Origin of the sequence: Streptomyces sp. NPDC092370 (genome assembly GCF_044755265.1) — a bacterium.
Classification (GTDB): domain Bacteria; phylum Actinomycetota; class Actinomycetes; order Streptomycetales; family Streptomycetaceae; genus Streptomyces.
In genome coordinates this window covers 209174-225886 of record NZ_JBIVQO010000011.1, presented here as the reverse complement: position 1 = coordinate 225886, position 16713 = coordinate 209174, and the positions used below count along the sequence as shown (strand labels likewise).

Genomic DNA, 16713 nt, shown 5'->3' with positions numbered 1-16713 from the left:
ACCTGAGGGCTCCCACGACCGTACGGAAACCCTCGTGCTTCACATGACCCACGTGGAATGCAAGTAGAAAGGCGGCACATGACGACCACTCAGCCCGCTCCTCCGCCGTCCATGCGGCTGCGGGAGCTCGCTTTCGGGGCGGCATGTGCCGCCGCCCTCCGCGCGGCCGCCCGGCTGGGCGTCGCCGACGCTCTCGGTGACAGCCCCATGTCCGTGGAGGACATCGCGGCCACGGTGAAGACCGAAGCCGGCCCGTTGCGACGGCTCCTGCGGGCCTTGTCCAGTTACGGCGTCTTCGCCGAATGCCCGGACGGGACGTTCGCGCACACCGAGGTCTCCCGGCTGCTGCGCGAGGACCACCCCAACAGCCTGCGCGCCATCTCGCTGTGGTGCACCGAGCCGTGGACCTGGGACGTCTGGCCGAAGCTGGACGAGGCGGTGCGCACCGGCCGCAACGTGGTGGAGGACCTGTACGGCAAGGAGTTCTTCCCCTATCTGAACGAGGACGCCCCGGAGTCGGCCGACGTCTTCAACCGCGCCATGACGACCTCCAGCGTGCAGTCGGCTCGCGACGTCGCGGAGTTCCTCGACCTCACGGGGTGTGCGTCGGTCGCCGACATCGGCGGCGGTCAGGGGCACGTGGTGGCGAGTCTGCTGGACAAGTACCCCGGCATGCACGGGACGCTGCTCGATCTCCCCCGGGTGGTGGAGAACGCCGTGCCGAGACTGCGCGCGGGCGGCGACCTCGCGGACCGAGCGCACGTGGTCCCCGGCGACGTCCGGACGGCCGTCCCGGTGAAGGCCGACGTCTACGTCATCAAGAACATCCTGGAGTGGGACGACGAGAGCACGGCCCGCACCCTGCGCAACGTCCGCGAGGCCGGCGGCCCCGGGACGCGGGTGGTGGTCATCGAGAACCTCGTCGACGACTCGCCGTCGATGCGGTTCAGCACCGCGATGGACCTGCTGCTGCTCCTCAACGTCGGCGGGGCGAAGCACACCACCCAGAGCATGGTGGACCGGCTCACCGAGGCGGGCCTGGTCATCGACGACATCAGCCCGGTCAACCCCTACCTGCACGCGTTCGACTGCCACATCCCCGGCTGACCCGACCGCGCCCCGCGGGCCCGGTGATCCCGGGACTCGCCATGCAGACCGAACGACGGCCGCCGGGTCCGCGACGCTGCGGACCCGGCGGCCGTCGAGTGCCGGCGTTGCTCAGCCGGCCGGCTCGCGCTCCCACAGGTAGAAGCGCTGCGCCATGGCGTCCTTCGGGGAACGCCAGGTGTCGGGGTCGTACGCGCTGACGTACGCGGACAGCCGCTCGCTGACGTCCCGGAACTCGGGATGTCCGGTGATCCTGGCGATGGCGGGCCCGGGCTCGCGCTCGGACTCGATCAGGTGCAGGTACACATCGCCGAACTGGAAGAGACTGCGCCGGGTCACGCCGACGAGGTGCGGCAGCTCCCCGCGGTCGGACTCCTCGAACACCTTGGCGATGTCGGGCGCCGATCCCGGTGCCATCCGGGCGACGATCAGAGCCTGGTGCATGGGTCTGTCCTCCGTCCGGCTCAGTCGGTCAGACCGGGGCTCGCACCGCGCTCGGCGGCGATCTTCTCGATGCGGTCGCGGATCAGGCCCATCTGCACCTTCGAGTTCCGGTTGATGTTGTCCGTCATCCACTCGTCGTCGACCGGCGCATCCGGCTTCATCGCGAAGTCCTGCGTCCAGACCATGCGCGTGCCGGCCGGTACCTCCTCGTACCGCCAGTGGATGTCCATGTGGGCGAAGGGGCCTGTCTCGACCCGGCGGGCCTTGACGGTGAGGGTCTCGCGGTCCGGCTCACGCTCGGAGATCCAGCTCCACACGGTGCCGTTCTCGTCCGGGTGCATCGTCAGCCGGAAGGTCGTCCTGCGGCCCTCCCGGGAGAGGATCTCGACGGAGGCGTACTCGCTGAACAGCTGCGGCCAGTTCTCCAGGTCGTTGGTCACGTCCCAGACCAGGTCCACGGGTGCCGCGATGGTGATCTCGTTCTGTGTGTGTCCAGCCATCTCATGCTCCTGCCATAAGGGCACTGTTGACGAGGTCGAGGAACTGCCGGGGTGTCTTGGAGCGTTCGGCGTCGGTGGGCATCGGCGTGCCGTACCGGTTCTCCAGCTCGCCCACGATGCCCAGCAGGCCCAGTGAGTCGACGCCCATGGACTCGAAGGCCGACCCGTCGCGGCGGAGTTCCTCCGCGGTGACGTTGGCACCGGCGCACTTCTTCATGAGTTCGGCCAGCTCTTCCACAGTGATGCGGTCCGTCATGCCATTCCCTTCCTCTGTTGTTCCGCGGCACCTCACCGCGAGGCGTCGGTGGCGCCGTGCCGCAGCACCAGCGCCGAGTTCGACCCCATGAGTCCGCGGCTCAGCACCAGCGCCGTGCGTACCTCGGCGGTACGGGCCCGGCCGGTCACGAGGTCGAGGTCGTGGCAGATGTCGAAGACGTTGGGGGTGGGCGGGATCAGTCCGTGCTCCATCGACAGCACCGCCGCCGCGGTGTCCATCAGCGGCGCCGCGCAGTAGCCCCGGCCGATCCCGGTCTTCGGCGCCGTGACGGGCACACGGGTGCCATGGGCCCCGAGAGCGTCGGCGATGGCCAGGGCCTCGGCGCGGTCCGCCTCCGGCACGCCGAGGGCGTCGGCGAAGACCACGTCGATCTCCTCGGGGGCGCAGTCGGCCTCCGCGAGAGCTCCCCGGACGGCCTGGGCGAGCCCTTCCCCGGACTCCTCCCAGCGGGAGGCACCCGTGAAGGTCGCCGCGTGCCCGGCCAGGTGGGCCCGCACCCGCGCGCCCCGTTCCCGGGCCATGCTCTCCGCCTCCACCACGACCATGGCTCCGCCCTCCGCGGGCACGAACCCGCAGGCCGCGGACGTGAACGGGCGGTAGGCGCGGGCCGGGTCGTCGAGGGTGCTGAGTTCCTCGTAGCCGAGTTGGCAGACGACCGAGTAGGGCGCGATCGGCGCCTCGGTCGCCCCGGCCACGATCACATCGGTGCCGCGCCGTACGGCGCGCGCCGCGTGGGCGAGGGCGTCCAGGCCGCCGGCCTCGTCGGCGGCGACGACCGAGCAGGGACCCTTGAAGCCGCGGCGGATGGAGATCTGGCCCGTGCTGGCGGCGTAGAACCAGGCGATGGACTGGTAGGGCCCGACGAAGCGGCTGCCCTTGCCCCACAACTGCTGGAGCTCACGCTGCCCGAACTCGCCGCCGCCGGAGCCGGCCGCGGTGACCACTCCGACGGAGTACGGAGCGCCGTCGGTCTCGGACCGGTGGAGCTGGGCATCGTCCAGCGCGAGGTCGGCCGCACCCATCGCGAAGTGTGTGAACCGGTCGGTCTGGACCAGGAAGCGCTCTTCGATCGCTGCCGACGGGTCGAAGTCGCGTACCTGGCCCGCGACCCGCAGCGGCAGATGATCACAGCCTTCCCGCGTGACCCGGTCCAGGACGCTGATGCCTTCCCTGGTGGACTTCCAGAACGTCTCGGTACTGGCTCCGTTGGGCGCGATCACACCGATTCCCGTGACGACCGCGCGCCCTGGGCGAGGTTCGCTCATCGTGTCTTCTCCCTCGGCCGGTTCATGACCACCGCGGACTGGAAGCCGCCGAATCCACTGCCCACCGAGAGCACGCTGTCGAGCTTGCGCTCGCGGGCGACGCGCGGGACGTAGTCCAGGTCGCACTCGGGGTCGGGTGTCTGGTAGTTCGCGGTCGGCGGGACCACCTGGTGAGTCAGGGCCAGCACACAGGCGACCAGTTCGATCGCTCCGATGGCGCCCAGGGAGTGGCCCACCATCGACTTGATGGAACTCATCGGCGTCTCGTAGGCGTGCGGGCCCAGCACCCGTTTCACCGCGGCCGTCTCATGTCGGTCGTTCTGCTTGGTGCCCGACCCGTGCGCGTTGACGTAGTCGATCGCGGTGGGGTCGAGCCGTGCGTGGTCGAGGGCGTCCTCGATGGCACGGGCCATTTCCAGACCCTCGCTGGTGAGGCCGGTCATGTGGTAGGCGTTGCCGAACGTTGCGTAGCCGCCGAGCTCGCAGTACACATGGGCGCCGCGGGCCCTGGCGTGCTCCAGCTCTTCCAGGACGAGTACGGCGCCGCCCTCGCCCATGACGAATCCGTCGCGGTCGGCGTCGAAGGGACGCGAGGCGTGCGCCGGGTCGTCGTTGTTCGAGGAGGTGGCTTTGATCGCGTCGAAGCAGGCCATGGTGATCGGCGAGATCGGCGAGTCCGAGGCGCCGGCGATGCAGACGTCGGCCCGGCCCTCCTCCACGGTGTGGAAGGCGTATCCGACCGCGTCGAGGCCGGATGTGCAGCCCGTGGAGACGGTCTGCACCGGGCCACGCGCTCCGAACCGCTCCGCCACGGTGGAGGCGAGCGTGCTGGGCGTGAAGGCGCGCTGCAGGTGCGGACCCGCTTCCCGGTGGTCCACGTCCCAGCGCTGCCCGCCGTGGCTGACCAGAACGTAGTCGTTCTCCAGCCGGGTCGTGCCGCCGACCGCGGTGCCCAGTGAGACACCGACACGCCACGGGTCCTCGGCGCCGAGGTCGAGACCTGCGTCCCGCACCGCTTCGTCCCCCGCGACGAGGGCGAACTGGATGTAGCGGTCGCAGCGTTCCACGTCCCGCACATCCAGGCCGTGGGCCAGGGCGTCGAAGTCGCACTCGGCGGCGATCCGCGAGCGCAGTCCGGACGGGTCGAAGAACGTGATGGCCCGGGTCGCCGTACGCCCGGCCGACAGCAGGTCCCAGAAGGCCGGCACCCCTATGCCGCCGGGAGCGACGACGCCTATGCCGGTGACCACCACCCGCCTCGTCATGACCGGACCTGACGTCGCTCGGCCGCCTCCGCTCCCACCACCGCGGCCTCGGCTTCCGTCCCCTCGGTGTCGACGTGGCCCAGCGGCGGACTCGGGGCCAGGGGGCCGAGGTGGAAGACCAGCCGGGCCTCCACCTTGCCGACGTTGCGGAAGCGGTGGCGCATGTTGACGGGAATCAGCAGCCCCTGCTCGGGCTGGAGGGGATGCGGCTCCCCGTCCAGGTCCACCTCGAGCTGCCCGCACACCACGTACACGAACTCCTCGGAGTACGGGTGGTAGTGCTCACCGATGCGGTCACCGGGTTCGATGAGGGCCACGCCCATGAATCCACTGGTGGCGCCCGCCGTGGCCGGAGTGAGCATGGCGCGCAGGTCTCCGCCTCGCCGGCGGTTGGGCTCGACGTCGCTCAGACTCACGATGTTGGGACGAGATGTGATCACGCGTTCCTCCGTTGGGGTGCTGCACCGACGCGGGAGAGGCAGACACCGCCTCTCCCGCCGGATGACGAGTCAGGCGTCGGGCGACCGGCGGTCGGTGACGAGATCCATGCGTGCCAGTTCGAGGAGGCGGTCGAAGCCGCCGTCCTTCGGCACGGGCCCGTCCATGCCCGCGGCGTCCTCCAGGAGCGTCGTCAGCTCGGCCACCTGCGCCGAGTCGGACAGACCGAGAAGGAGGCCGGGGTCGGCGTCCTGGAGTCGGCCGCGTACGTCGATCAGCCGGACGACGACGTCGTCGCGCTGGAAGATCGTGCTGCGCAGCACCGGGCTGCTCGGGTCGTCCGCCGCCGTCTCGTCACGACGGGCCAGGAGTTCGGCCAGCTGCATTCCGCGCTCCGGCCGCGCCGGGTAGTACAGGGCGTACCGCTCGGCCTGCGGGTTCTGCTCTCCCGCTGTCACATGGTGGACGGCCGGCAGTGCGGCCCGGGTGAAGAAGACCCGGGCGGACTCGGGGTCGTTGAGGTCCCGGTCCTGCTCGAGATGGGGGTTGATGGCCTCCTCGACGGCCCGCACCTCGGGTTGCCGGGCGACGTGACGCAGCGCGGCCAGCAGGTCGCCCCGGACCTCGACGGCCCGCACCACCCGGTTGCCGTGCATGAACAGCGAGGTGCGGCACAGCCGGGTGGTGTCGTCGACCTTCGGCTCGGGCGACTCGTAGTCGGCGAGGATCTTGGCGACGATCTCCTCGCTGCCCGGCTTGACGGTGAACGTGAGCGCGTGCCGGATCACACCGTCGCCGATCCTGGGGGCGGTCTGGAGCCGGCGGTCCGCCTGGCCGGCGTCCGTCGCCGGGCCGCCGGTCTCGCGCACGACGTGGAAGCGCAGCGAGCGGGTGTCGCGCACGCAGCTGTGCAGCGGTTCCACCATCCGCACGTGTTCCTCGCTGTTGACCCAGGCGAGGAACGGCGGGGCACTCTCCCACTCACTGGTGATGAGCCACTGGGAGGGGTTCTCGATCGACTGGCACAACTGGTCGCTGACGTGACCGGGGACGGACGCGACCTGATTGCACAACTGCTCGTAGGCCTCGAGGAACTCCTGCTGGGCTCCGTCGTGGACGTCGACCAGGAGGACGACTCGGAGCCGGGAACCGTCGAACACGGACTGGGAGACATGGTGCGACGCCTGACGCGCCCGCGAACCTGCCACCTGTTCGGACGTGGTGGTCATCCTGCGCACATCTCCTTCGCAAAGGGGAAAGTGAGCGCCGGTCGCAGTGGTGCGACGTCAGCGTTCCTCGATCCTGTTGCCGCCCCCGCACACGCGCGACTCGGACGAAGTAGGTGAGTGACGGGGCGGGGGTGCCCGGGACGAGAAGTGCCCCGACGGAGCAGGCGATCCGCGCACTCCTCGGCCTGTCGGCCGCACTCCCCCGCACAGGTGACGACCACCCGTCCGCGTCCCAGTGGTTTCGTGGTACACCGATCAGGGGAAACGGCGTCGCCGGTCTTCTGTCCCGGTCGGGGCAGCCGACATCCCGCCCGTCGGCTCGCCCGGACCGGAACACGATCTGACCGCAGCCGACCCCGGCCGCGGTCAGATCTCTCGGTGATCAGGCGACTGCCAGCGAGGTCCGCAGAACCTCGTGCAGCGCCGTCTCGGCATCCGTGTCCGGCCCCTGCGACCGCCAGACGACGAACCCGTCGGGCCGGACGAGCACGGCGCCCCCGGGCCCCGTGCCGTGGTGCTCCGCCCAGTCGGCGGTGCCCTCCGGCACCAGGTCGGCCTGAGCTCCCGTGCCCACTCGGTACGACCTGAGCGGGAGGGACAGCTTGTCGGCGAGGCGCAGGGCGGCCTCGTGCCACTCGTTCGGCTCAGTGGCGTCACTGAGCAGCACGAGGGACCGCTCGTAGAGGTCGAGCGTCGAGATCCGTTCGTCCCCTCGGCGTACCCACAGGTGGGGGGCCCGGCTGCCGGGGCCGCCGGTCAGGTCGAGGCGCTCCGGCACCACCGGGACCTCAGGGTCGGCTCCGACCACGGCACCCTGCGGGTAGCGGTAGCCGAGGGCGACGTTGAGGATGCCCTTCTGAGGGCCACCGCCGCCCGCTGCGGGGGGCGCGGCGAACCCGGGGTGGCTGTGCTCGGCGGACCGGGCCGCGGCCCGCGCGCTGGTGGCCTCGGCGACGGGACGGCGCTCGGCGTCGTAGGTGTCCAGCAGGTCCTCCCCCGCCCAGCCGTCGAGCACCGCGGCCAGCTTCCAGGCGAGGTTGTGGGCGTCCTGGATGCCGGTGTTGGAACCGAAGGCCCCGGTGGGGGACATCTCATGAGCCGAGTCACCGGCCAGGAACACCCGTCCCGACCGATAGCTGCGGGCGACCCGCTGAGCGGCGTGCCAGGGGGCCCTGCCGGTGATCTCCACATCGAGGTCGGGAACCCCGACCGCCCGGCGGATGTGCTCCACGCACCGCTCGTCCGTGAATTCCTCCAAGGCCTGCCCGTGCTCAGGGTGCCAGGGGGCGTGGAAGACCCAGTTCTCGCGGTTGTCCACCGGGAGCAGGGCACCGTCGGCCTCCGGGTTCGTCAGGTAGCAGACGATGAAGTGACGGTCGCCCACGACCTCGGCGAGACGGCGGGAGCGGAACGTGAGGCTGACGTTGTGGAACAGGTCGCCGGGCCCGCTCTGGCCGATGCCGAGTTGCTCACGCACGGGACTGCGCGGGCCGTCCGCGGCGACGAGGTAGTCCGCACGGATGGTGGTGTGCTCACCCGTCTCGCGGCTCTTGACCACCGCGGTCACACCGGTGGGGTCGCTGTCGAACGACATCAGTTCGGTGGAGAACCGCAGGTCGCCCCCGTGCTCGCGGGCATGGTCGAGCAGGACCGGTTCGAGGTCGTTCTGGCTGCACAGGCACCAGGCGCTCGGGCTGAAGCGGGCCAGGCCACCACCCGGGTCGATGTCCCTGAACAGCCACTCGCCCGCGTCGCCGACCAGGGTGGGCGTCTGCAGGATGCCGTGGTTGACGGACAGGGTGGCGGCCGCCTCCTGGATCGCCTTCTCGACACCCGCCACCCGGAACAGTTCCATCGTGCGGACGTTGTTGCCACGGCCTCGTGGGTGGATGGAGGTGCCTGCGTGGCGCTCCACCAGCATGTGCGGTACTCCCAGCCGTCCCAGGAACAACGAGGTCGACAGGCCGACCAGGGAGCCGCCCACGATGAGAACCGGGACGCTGATGGTGTGGGGGCCCGTCCGTCCGGCTCGTTCGTTCATCACTCTCGCCTCCAGCGCATCGATGCCGCCGACCCGGCCGGATACGGCGGAGATCCTCATGCATGCCCCGCGAAAGTGACGGCGGCTCAGGCTTCACCCGCCTGCGCCGCGGCGCGGGCAACGCCGGTCCGGCCCGGATGCACCACGTCACCTGGTACCGGAGCCACGACTGCACGCCCGCGTATCCGTAAGGGGATCCACGTCCCGGACGACGTGCCCGGCGCCTGCGTCCCGTCGCCGGGATCCGGCCGCTTGAACGCGATCGAGTTCACCGGAAAGGCGACACGCCGGCCGGGCGGAGGCGGCCACGCCCACTCGTTCGCGTCACCCATCGGGTGCCTGGCCACATGCCGGCTGCCATGAGGAGGGGCGAGACATGCCGGTGGGCCCCGGGTGATCCCGGGGCCCACCGGCCGACAGCGCTGTGGTGGGTTACCAGCGATACCAGCGACCCTTGCGGCCACCTGTGTCCGCGCTGCGCATCACGAAGCCCAGCAGCCAGACGACCAGCACGATGACGGCGATCCACCACAGTGCCTTCAGCGCGAATCCCGCGCCGAACAGGATCAGGGCCAGAAGCAGAACGAGAAGCAGGGGAACCATAGTTATCAACCTCCGTCACTCCTCGTGCCCGGCGATTCGAAGAAGACACGGCCGATCTCCCTGGTTTCTTCACTCTCTTTGCGGGAACTTGACCCAATTCCGTTACCGGCGTTCACCTCACCGCCGGCTGACTTCCGGCGCGTCCTGACCATGTCCGCCACGCGCTTCAAAGCGGCGCAGGCCGGCTCACGGTCTCGAGTTCGCCGCCGTCGGCCCCGTCAGGGTCTCTGCCCGATCCTGTGAGGGCCCGGGCAGATCCCCACCGGTCACCTCGCCGACCGCATCGGCCACAAGCCCTTGATCGTCCACGGCATGCTCGTCCCGGCCGTCGGCTTCCTGCCGGCGCTCGCCCTGCCGGAGGAGCGCCCCCTGCTCGCGGACACCCTGTCCACGGCCTTCCTCGGCCTGGTTACCACCATGGTCCACCCGGCCCTCATCGCCTCCGTCTCCGATCGCGCCGACCCGGCGTGGCGGGCCAACACCCTGGGGACGTACCGGTGCCGGCACGCTCACATCATGCTGAGCGTGCAGCGCGGGGCGATGTCCGCGCTCGCCGCCTCATGTGCCGCCGTCCTTGGCGTAGCCGCCGCTCTTGTCGTCGGCGTCCGACAGCCTCGCGCCACCGGCACGCGGCGAAACCCCCCGGGCCGGGTTCCCCACCGCCGTTGCGGCCACGGCCAGGACGGTGACACTCCGAGCCGGCTCACCACACCGCGTCCAACCGGACACCGCGGAGTCCCTGTGCCTCCCACGCTCCTGCCAGGCAGTCGGCCTGGCAGGAGCCCTCGCTCACGGGTCCGCTCCGTGCTCACCCCTCGGGCGAGCAGCGGAAACCCGCGCTCCGCTCGATCAGATCTCGTCCAGCGGGACGTCCCCGTCGCGGGGACCGGTCTCACCGAACTCGGCGTCGTTCAACACCGGCCCCCCGAAGAAGCCGTTCATGAGCTCGTTCAGGTCGAGCTTCGTGGCGCCGGCCGGAGCGGTGGGCTTGGCGCCCGCACGCAGCCGCACGGTCAGACCCAGCTTCTTGACCGTGGCGCTCTCGGCCAACTTGGCGAGGTCCACATCCACTTGGGACAGCTCGCCGTTCTTGAGCGTGAAGTTGGCCGTCACCTTGGCGTCGGGAACGTCCTTCAGATCCTTGTCCGTCGGCAGGCCCATGCCCGGCGGCAGGTCCTTCGCCAGCGGGCGGATCTCGCCGAACAGGTCGGTGATCAGCGTGCGGAAGGGGGCCGTGGCGGTGATGTGCTCGGTGCCGTCGCTGCCGCCGCCCGTCTTGAACTTCACATCGCGGGCGACGACCTCACGGAGCGCCTTCACGAGCTTCTTCTGCGTTGCGGCATCGAGGGACGGCGCGGGCGCGGGGCCGCCCTCGGCCTGCTGGCCCTCGGCGACGGCCTTGCCCATCTCCTTGGTGCTGAACGTCACCCACTTGCCCTCGATGACGTCCTTCAGCGCCCCGGCCTCCGGGGGCAGCTCGTCGGCCTCCGGCACGGGGCTGCCCATCATCCTGCCCATGGCGTCCAGGTCGGCGCGGATGTAGGCGGAGTCGCCGATCACCCGGTACTCGGCGAGGTCGCCGTCCGGGGTGCTGACCTTCATGGCCGTGCCGACCAGGTCCTTCTCGCCGGACTCGTCGAGCGACTTCTTCGACTGCACCGTCACCGTGATCTTCGCGTCGCTGAGCAGCTCGGCGACCTCGTCCGGGATCTCCTCCCCGGGCCCGGGGTCGGACTTGGCGTCCAGCGCCTTCAGGGACGCGACATCGGTGTCCAGATCGAGCTCGAAGGAGAGTGTGTTCTTCTTGCCCAGCTTGTCGAAGGCCCGGTCGAGCTTCTTGCCGGCGGACAGTTGCTCCACCGTTCCGCAGGCGGCCGCGCCCGCGAGGACAGCACCGACGACTGCGGTGGCGGTCAGGGTCTTGCGTATGGGGTTGATGATGGTCTCCTCATGGCTCCGATCACGACGTGATCGGTCAGAAGACTCACCGCACGCCCAGAGGGTTGTGCTGTCCGAGGAATGCCGGGACGGCCCCGGCACCCCTCGACAACACGTCGACACGAACGGGATGTTCGGGCCTTGTTGGAGGGCGCGGCCTGTCACAGCCAGCCGTTGCGGCGGAAGGCTCGGTACAGCAGTCCGGCCCCGAGGGCCATCACGGCCAGCGCGCACGGATAGCCGTAGCGCCAGTTCAGCTCAGGCATGTCGGCGAAGTTCATGCCGTAGATTCCTGCGACCAGAGTGGGGACGGCCAGGATGGCCGCCCACGCGCTGATGCGGCGCATGTCGTCGTTCTGCCAGGTGCTCACCTTCGCCAGGTGGGCGTCCAGGACGGAGCCGAGCAGGTCGTCCAGGGCGCGAACTTCGGTGTCGGTGCGGGTGAGGTGGTCCGCGACGTCGCGGAAGTACGGCACCATCTGCCGCGGCCAGGCGTCCCGCGGTGTGGTGAAGTCGTGCACCACCGGCACCAGGGGCCGGACGGCGTCGCGGAACTCCACGACCTCCCGCTTGAGTGAGTAGATCTGCTCCGTCAGGTCGTCGCGGGCCGGCGAGAACACGCACCGTTCCAGGTCGGTGAGGTCCGAGCGGACCTGTGCCGCTGCCTGCGCGTAGGCGTCGACGATCACGTCGGTGACCGCGTGCAGGACACTCACCGGTCCGAGTCCTGCCATCCGGGGGGCGTCTGCCAGCCGGTCGGCAGCCTCCACCGTGGGGTCGGCCGCACCGTGCCGGACGGTCAGGGCGAAGGACGGCCCGAGGAAGATCATCACCTCGCCGGTTTCCACGTCTGCGGTCTGCTCGACGAACCACAGTGTCCTCACGGCGACCGCCAGTACGTCACCGTAGCGCTCCTGTTTGGGTCGCTGGTGCGCTTGGACGGCATCCTCGATCGCCAGGGGATGCAGTCCCAGGTACTCGCCCAGCCGCTGCAGCTCGTCCTGGTCAGGTTCGTCCATCCTGATCCAGGCGAACTCGTCCGGCTTCAGCACGGCCAGGCGGTCGAGGACGACCTGGCAACCTTCGCCCTCCGGCCGGCACTCGATCGTTTCGCACTCGCCCGTCTGCTCTCGGTAGATCGCGCACTCCATGCCCCTTCGGATGCTTCCGCCACCGCGTTCCATGCGCGGGCGGCACACAGAGCCCCGGGGCCACGCGCCACCTGCACCATGCGGTCACCACACCTTCACGTTTGTCCGCAGCCGACGGAGCCTGGGCGGGGAACCCGGGTGTCACCGACCGGAGGGAACTGGGCTGTGATCACTGTCGCCGTGCTGCTGCTGCCGGCTCTGGGTGTGCTGCTGTATGTCATGGATCGTGTCGAGGACCGCCTGTCGGCCCGCCCGACGGCGGCCCGTCACGCGCGTAAGCGTCACCTTCGACTGGTCCACAGCGCCGGCCCGTCCCGTAGCGAGCGGAGTCCGGCCAGGCATTCCGCACGACGCGGCGAGGCAGCCTGACGCAGCCACAGGGCTGCCCGCCCCGAGGCGCCCGGTCCCGGGGACGAGGTGTGTCCTGAAAGCGTGTGTCCTACGTCCCCAGCTGCCCCGGCACCCGATTGAGCCGCCGCCCGCGGGTACTCGGCCGACATGAAGCCGCATCTTCCCAGGCGGAAAGAGCACCACGGCAGCGACGACGCACCCGAACGTGAGATCCCGCCGCCCGAGGAAGTGGGCCCCGGCCCCGCGGTGGAGCGGCGCGCACCGGACAAGCCGACGAAGCTGCCGAAGAGGGCGTGGGCGGCGGTGCTGAAAGGCGGCCTGCGTGAGTTCAAGGACGACGAGCTGTCCGACCGGGCTGCGGCGCTGACCTACTACGGCCTGTTGTCGCTGTTCCCCGCGCTGCTGGTGCTGATGTCGCTGCTCGGACTCACCGGAAAATCCGCCACGGACGCGGTGCTGGACAATCTCAAGCAGTTCACTCCCGGCTCCGCGCGCGACATCATCACCGGGGCCGTCACCCAGTTGCAGAGCAACGCGGGTATCGGGTCGATCATGGCCATCGTCGGCATCGTCCTGGCGGTGTGGTCGGCTTCCGGATACGTGGCCGCCTTCATCCGCGCGGCCAACCGTGTCTACGACATGCCGGAGGGCCGCCCGGTGTGGAAGATCCTTCCTGTCCGGGTCGGGCTGACGGTCGTGCTGATGGTGCTCGCCGTCGTCAGCGCCCTGATCGTCGTCTTCACCGGCGCCCTGGCCCGCCAGGCCGGCAGGGCCCTCGGAATCGGCGACACCGCGCTGACGGCGTGGTCGATCGCCAAGTGGCCCGTCCTGGTGGTCCTGGTCACGATCATGATCGCGCTGTTGTACTGGGCCAGCCCGAACGCCAGGGTGAAGGGGTTCAGGTGGATCACGCCGGGCAGCTTCCTCGCCCTGGTCATCTGGATGATCGCGTCCGGTGCCTTCGCTTTCTACGTCGCCAACTTCGCCTCGTACAACAGGACGTACGGCACCATGGCCGGTGTCATCGTCTTTCTCGTCTGGCTGTGGATCAGCAATCTGGCGATTCTTCTCGGCCTGGAATTCGACGCGGAGATCGTCCGGCAGCGGGCGATCGCCGGGGGTCTGCGCCCGGACGAGGAGCCCTACACCCAGCCGCGCGACACCAGGAAGTGGACCGCGAAGGACCTGCGCCGACTGGACGAGCCATGACCGTCGCCCAGCGGATGCCGGACAGATTCGGAAGGTCTGGTTGCTTTACCTCGCAGCGTTCGGGATAACCGCAGTTCATGACGTCACTGACAAGTTTGTTCGAGGCTGATCGCGTTCTGACACAGCAAGCGGCTTCCCGTACCCCGCCGAGAGTCGCCAAGGCGCTGTCCGCGGTGGAAGAGTGCGCGGAGAACACGAAGCTCTGGTGCGGGGCCGCCGCGGCCATGGCCTGGCTGGGCGGATGGCGGGGACGCAAGGCAGCGGCAGCCGGACTGGGGGCCATGGCCGTGGCACAGCTGGCGTCGAACGGCCTGTGCAAGCAGCTCGCCGACCGCCCCAGGCCGCCCGCGGAGTGGATCCCGCACGACGAGGTCGCCGACCGCCCCGACTCCTCCTCGTTCCCCTCCGGGCACACCGCGGCCGCAGTCGCCTTCACCGCCGCCGTCGTCCCCATCTGGCCGGTCGCGGGCGCGCTGTGCGCTGTTCCGGCCGCCATGGTGGCCGTGGAGCGGGTGCAGTCGGGGGCCCACTATCCCACCGACGTCGCCGCCGGCGCGGCGATCGGTCTGGCCGGCGCCTGGCTCACGCGTCATGCTCCGGCGCTGCTCATGCGTCACTGGCGGTAACCCCGCTTCGCCGTGGCCGCAGGCGGCGCGACCCGTGACGAGCGCGAACGGACGAGCTCCTTCGCCGCCGTCCTGGAGGGTCATGCCGCCTCCGGGCACCGCTCTCGCCGCAGCCACAGTCCCGGAGGGAAGGGGAAGCGACGACGGCAGAAGGTCGTCGTTGAAGCGCCGTCATTCGGCCTGGGCAAGACCTTCGAGGGGCGTGGCCCTCTACAGCGGCGAGCCTCCGGAGAAGACGGCCTCGGGTTCGGCCAGAGCGATGCGGGCCGTGATGCGCTTGCCGACCGCCTCCCGATCGATGGACAGGCCTTCGGTCACCGCTTCGACGATCTCCAGCCCGTGGCCGCCGATCCGGCCGGGGTCCGCGGCCCGGGCCGCAGGCACCGTGGGGTCGCTGTCCCGCACGACGACCTCCACCGCACGCACGGTGAGACCGAACTCCACAAGGACGGGGCCGGAGGCGTACTTGCAGGAGTTGGTGACCAGTTCGCTGACCACCAGTTGGGTGAGATCCATCGCGCGCGCCGGCACCAACAGGCCGTAGTCGTCACCGGCTTGGTCCAGGAAGGCGACGGCATGCTGGCGGGCGTCCGCGATGCAGCCGTCGTCACCGCCCAGGGCGATGCCGACACGCGTCAGATGCCCTTCCGGAGTTGTACATCCGTCACCATCAACAGCACATGCCACTGGCCTCGCCCTCACTCCCGCTTGCCGTGCCAGTACCCCCTGATCCGCCACGCATGCCGCACGGATGGTGTGCGCACCGGTGGCGTGGGTGCATACCGGCCGACGGCGGCGCCGGTTCCGGCACGACGTCGGCTACCGTCCCTGAGAGCCGGTGCACGATCGTCTACGGCGGCCCCATGACGGTGAAGGAACCCGCGCCGGCCACCTGTCGGCCGTCAGAGGAAGGTCCACGTCACGGCGACCCTCCCCGCGCTGAGGGGAGCGATCTCCTGGAACGCTGCCGGTGACAGATCGAGGTCGCCATGCCCACAGCCCGGACAGCGGTCCGCGACGGTGACGTCCACCCGGCCGCCCGGACCAGTCACCCGGATCTTGCTGCCGCACAGGCCCGGGTTGTACTGCGCCGTGTTGAGGGCCGCGACGAAGTCGGTGTCCTGGTGGAAAGTGCCGCAGGCCCCGAGGCCGACGTCGTAGTACGTGGCCTGGCCGCTGTATGTGTCCCGTGCGGACACAGCCGGACGAGCCGATCCGTACGCCGCGGCGTTTCCTGATCCGGCACAACCCAGGAGGAGCGCCAGCACACCGGCGACAACCCCGAGTCGCCTGACTGATCTGTGATTCATGCCGGTACTGCTACAGGTCACGGCCGCAACGCGCCAAGAACGCATAGGCCGAACGGGGGCCAGGCCGGCACCCTCGGTACGGCATCAGCCGACGACGCAGGCCGGCGTCCCAGGACGTCCTACCGCACCACGCGGTAACGGAGGTGGACAACCTTCGAACTGAAGGTGCGGGTCTCGGCGAGTTCGAGATCCACCCGGCGCTCGTGCCGGGGGAAGAACGGAATGCCACCGCCCACCAACACCGGGTAGATGATGGTCCGGTACTCGTCGATCAGATCCAGTGCGGCCGCCTCGGCGGCGAGGGTCGCGCCGCCGATCGCGATGTCGCCCTCCCCCGGTTCGGCCCGCAACCGCTCGATCTCCTCCGCCAGAGCGCCGGAAGCCAGACGGGCATGGCCCTGCACCGCCGACAACGTGGTGGAGAACACCACCTTCGGGAGCGGCTTCCAGAGCGCGGCCCACTCGAGCTTGGAGTCGTCGAGGGAAGGGTCCTGATCGGCGGTCTCCCAGTACAGCATCGTCTCGTACAGCCGTCGTCCCAACAGGTGGACGCCGACGTCCCGGATCTCGTCGATCCAGAAGCGGAAGACGTCGTCGTCCGGGATCGTCCAGTTGAAGTCGCCGTCCGGCCCGACGATGTAGCCGTCCAGTGAAACGCTCATGGAATAGGTCACGCTGCGCATCAGCAGTCCTCCTCGATAGCGGATTCGACAGTAGGTCCGGCGGCTGTCGTTGACGGCCGCGCCGCTCCGGCTGCTTGAGGGCGGCTTCCCCGACCGGGCCTTCTGGCGGGGAATCGCCGAGCACCACATGAACCAGACTCTGGCGCCGGTCTCTGTGGATCGGGTAGAGGAGCAGGGGTGATGACCGGTGATCGTCAGGTTGTCTCACCACCCTTTTCGCGGTGCGCATTGGTCGCTTGAAATCTTCGGGCACCTGTCGCCTCGATCGCATGAGAC

Annotated in this window: 18 protein-coding genes; 4 read left to right on the top strand and 14 right to left on the bottom strand. The window is 69.8% G+C overall.

The genetic code is table 11. The annotated features are described in order from the left end of the window. The first annotated feature begins 78 nt into the window (after window positions 1-78). Window positions 79-1107 (top strand): methyltransferase, encoded by a 1029-nt coding sequence (locus tag ACIQHQ_RS29315; protein ID WP_402617296.1) that lies wholly within the window; start codon window positions 79-81, stop codon window positions 1105-1107. A 111-nt stretch (window positions 1108-1218) separates the two neighbouring features. Here ACIQHQ_RS29315 and ACIQHQ_RS29310 read toward each other — a convergent pair whose 3' ends face one another. The 8 genes from ACIQHQ_RS29310 to ACIQHQ_RS29275 all read right to left on the bottom strand — a co-directional run bounded on the left by ACIQHQ_RS29310 (window position 1219) and on the right by ACIQHQ_RS29275 (window position 8566). Beyond that, window positions 1219-1551: a TcmI family type II polyketide cyclase gene (locus ACIQHQ_RS29310; protein ID WP_402617294.1), complete on the bottom strand. Its 333-nt coding sequence runs from the start codon at window positions 1549-1551 to the stop codon at window positions 1219-1221. Window positions 1552-1571: 20 nt separating this feature from the next. Then, window positions 1572-2051 carry an SRPBCC family protein gene (locus ACIQHQ_RS29305; protein ID WP_402617292.1) on the bottom strand — a complete coding sequence of 160 codons (480 nt, stop codon included), beginning with the start codon at window positions 2049-2051 and terminating at the stop codon, window positions 1572-1574. A gap of 1 nt (window position 2052) precedes the next feature. Next, the gene (locus ACIQHQ_RS29300) at window positions 2053-2307 is read right to left on the bottom strand and encodes an acyl carrier protein (RefSeq protein WP_402617290.1); all 255 of its coding nucleotides are present in this window, start codon (window positions 2305-2307) and stop codon (window positions 2053-2055) included. 32 nt (window positions 2308-2339) lie between these two features. Then, window positions 2340-3593, bottom strand: coding sequence for a ketosynthase chain-length factor (locus tag ACIQHQ_RS29295; RefSeq protein ID WP_402617288.1), 1254 nt, complete (start codon window positions 3591-3593; stop codon window positions 2340-2342). Beyond that, window positions 3590-4858, bottom strand: coding sequence for a beta-ketoacyl-[acyl-carrier-protein] synthase family protein (locus ACIQHQ_RS29290; RefSeq protein WP_402617285.1), 1269 nt, complete (start codon window positions 4856-4858; stop codon window positions 3590-3592). Before ACIQHQ_RS29290 ends, ACIQHQ_RS29295 begins: the two co-directional genes overlap by 4 nt. Next, window positions 4855-5274: a cupin domain-containing protein gene (locus tag ACIQHQ_RS29285; protein ID WP_402617475.1), complete on the bottom strand. Its 420-nt coding sequence runs from the start codon at window positions 5272-5274 to the stop codon at window positions 4855-4857. Before ACIQHQ_RS29285 ends, ACIQHQ_RS29290 begins: the two co-directional genes overlap by 4 nt. Window positions 5275-5367: 93 nt before the next feature. Further along, window positions 5368-6525, bottom strand: coding sequence for a SchA/CurD-like domain-containing protein (locus ACIQHQ_RS29280; protein ID WP_402617282.1), 1158 nt, complete (start codon window positions 6523-6525; stop codon window positions 5368-5370). A 382-nt stretch (window positions 6526-6907) separates the two neighbouring features. Continuing rightward, window positions 6908-8566: an FAD-dependent oxidoreductase gene (locus tag ACIQHQ_RS29275; RefSeq protein WP_402617471.1), complete on the bottom strand. Its 1659-nt coding sequence runs from the start codon at window positions 8564-8566 to the stop codon at window positions 6908-6910. 62 nt (window positions 8567-8628) lie between these two features. Between ACIQHQ_RS29275 and ACIQHQ_RS29270 the strand changes: the two genes are divergently transcribed. Further along, window positions 8629-8757 carry a hypothetical protein gene (locus ACIQHQ_RS29270; RefSeq protein WP_402617279.1) on the top strand — a complete coding sequence of 43 codons (129 nt, stop codon included), beginning with the start codon at window positions 8629-8631 and terminating at the stop codon, window positions 8755-8757. A gap of 241 nt (window positions 8758-8998) precedes the next feature. Here ACIQHQ_RS29270 and ACIQHQ_RS29265 read toward each other — a convergent pair whose 3' ends face one another. From ACIQHQ_RS29265 to ACIQHQ_RS29255, 3 genes are all read right to left on the bottom strand, one after another. Next, entirely contained in the window at window positions 8999-9169 is a 171-nt protein-coding gene (locus ACIQHQ_RS29265; RefSeq protein WP_030933194.1) for a DUF5670 family protein, read from the bottom strand. A gap of 849 nt (window positions 9170-10018) precedes the next feature. Further along, window positions 10019-11029 carry a hypothetical protein gene (locus tag ACIQHQ_RS29260; protein ID WP_402617276.1) on the bottom strand — a complete coding sequence of 337 codons (1011 nt, stop codon included), beginning with the start codon at window positions 11027-11029 and terminating at the stop codon, window positions 10019-10021. A 239-nt stretch (window positions 11030-11268) separates the two neighbouring features. Continuing rightward, entirely contained in the window at window positions 11269-12258 is a 990-nt protein-coding gene (locus tag ACIQHQ_RS29255; protein ID WP_402617273.1) for a magnesium and cobalt transport protein CorA, read from the bottom strand. Window positions 12259-12756: 498 nt separating this feature from the next. Here ACIQHQ_RS29255 and ACIQHQ_RS29250 point away from each other — a divergent pair, with 498 nt between their 5' ends. Then, complete coding sequence (locus ACIQHQ_RS29250) at window positions 12757-13818, top strand: YihY/virulence factor BrkB family protein (RefSeq protein ID WP_402617270.1); 1062 nt, start codon at window positions 12757-12759, stop codon at window positions 13816-13818. A 77-nt stretch (window positions 13819-13895) separates the two neighbouring features. Further along, window positions 13896-14444 carry a phosphatase PAP2 family protein gene (locus ACIQHQ_RS29245; RefSeq protein WP_402617267.1) on the top strand — a complete coding sequence of 183 codons (549 nt, stop codon included), beginning with the start codon at window positions 13896-13898 and terminating at the stop codon, window positions 14442-14444. A gap of 210 nt (window positions 14445-14654) precedes the next feature. On the opposite strand, the gene ACIQHQ_RS29240 is transcribed toward ACIQHQ_RS29245, so the two are convergent. The 3 genes from ACIQHQ_RS29240 to ACIQHQ_RS29230 all read right to left on the bottom strand — a co-directional run bounded on the left by ACIQHQ_RS29240 (window position 14655) and on the right by ACIQHQ_RS29230 (window position 16437). Then, window positions 14655-15131, bottom strand: a complete 477-nt coding sequence (locus ACIQHQ_RS29240; protein WP_402617264.1) for an ATP-binding protein — start codon at window positions 15129-15131, stop codon at window positions 14655-14657. Between the two features lie 215 nt (window positions 15132-15346). After that, window positions 15347-15643, bottom strand: coding sequence for an RlpA-like double-psi beta-barrel domain-containing protein (locus tag ACIQHQ_RS29235; protein ID WP_402617261.1), 297 nt, complete (start codon window positions 15641-15643; stop codon window positions 15347-15349). Between the two features lie 230 nt (window positions 15644-15873). Next, window positions 15874-16437 carry a dihydrofolate reductase family protein gene (locus tag ACIQHQ_RS29230; RefSeq protein ID WP_402617259.1) on the bottom strand — a complete coding sequence of 188 codons (564 nt, stop codon included), beginning with the start codon at window positions 16435-16437 and terminating at the stop codon, window positions 15874-15876. Between the last annotated feature and the right edge of the window lie 276 nt (window positions 16438-16713).

What these genes read in the sequence shown, in the direction of transcription:
- ACIQHQ_RS29315 (WP_402617296.1), top strand. Translation starts at nt 79, where the DNA reads ATGACGACCACTCAGCCCGCTCCTCCGCCGTCCATGCGGCTGCGGGAG.
- ACIQHQ_RS29310 (WP_402617294.1), bottom strand. Translation starts at nt 1,551, where the DNA reads ATGCACCAGGCTCTGATCGTCGCCCGGATGGCACCGGGATCGGCGCCC.
- ACIQHQ_RS29305 (WP_402617292.1), bottom strand. Translation starts at nt 2,051, where the DNA reads ATGGCTGGACACACACAGAACGAGATCACCATCGCGGCACCCGTGGAC.
- ACIQHQ_RS29300 (WP_402617290.1), bottom strand. Translation starts at nt 2,307, where the DNA reads ATGACGGACCGCATCACTGTGGAAGAGCTGGCCGAACTCATGAAGAAG.
- ACIQHQ_RS29295 (WP_402617288.1), bottom strand. Translation starts at nt 3,593, where the DNA reads ATGAGCGAACCTCGCCCAGGGCGCGCGGTCGTCACGGGAATCGGTGTG.
- ACIQHQ_RS29290 (WP_402617285.1), bottom strand. Translation starts at nt 4,858, where the DNA reads ATGACGAGGCGGGTGGTGGTCACCGGCATAGGCGTCGTCGCTCCCGGC.
- ACIQHQ_RS29280 (WP_402617282.1), bottom strand. Translation starts at nt 6,525, where the DNA reads ATGACCACCACGTCCGAACAGGTGGCAGGTTCGCGGGCGCGTCAGGCG.
- ACIQHQ_RS29275 (WP_402617471.1), bottom strand. Translation starts at nt 8,566, where the DNA reads ATGAACGAACGAGCCGGACGGACGGGCCCCCACACCATCAGCGTCCCG.
- ACIQHQ_RS29270 (WP_402617279.1), top strand. Translation starts at nt 8,629, where the DNA reads ATGCCCCGCGAAAGTGACGGCGGCTCAGGCTTCACCCGCCTGCGCCGC.
- ACIQHQ_RS29265 (WP_030933194.1), bottom strand. Translation starts at nt 9,169, where the DNA reads ATGGTTCCCCTGCTTCTCGTTCTGCTTCTGGCCCTGATCCTGTTCGGC.
- ACIQHQ_RS29255 (WP_402617273.1), bottom strand. Translation starts at nt 12,258, where the DNA reads ATGGAGTGCGCGATCTACCGAGAGCAGACGGGCGAGTGCGAAACGATC.
- ACIQHQ_RS29250 (WP_402617270.1), top strand. Translation starts at nt 12,757, where the DNA reads ATGAAGCCGCATCTTCCCAGGCGGAAAGAGCACCACGGCAGCGACGAC.
- ACIQHQ_RS29245 (WP_402617267.1), top strand. Translation starts at nt 13,896, where the DNA reads ATGACGTCACTGACAAGTTTGTTCGAGGCTGATCGCGTTCTGACACAG.
- ACIQHQ_RS29230 (WP_402617259.1), bottom strand. Translation starts at nt 16,437, where the DNA reads ATGCGCAGCGTGACCTATTCCATGAGCGTTTCACTGGACGGCTACATC.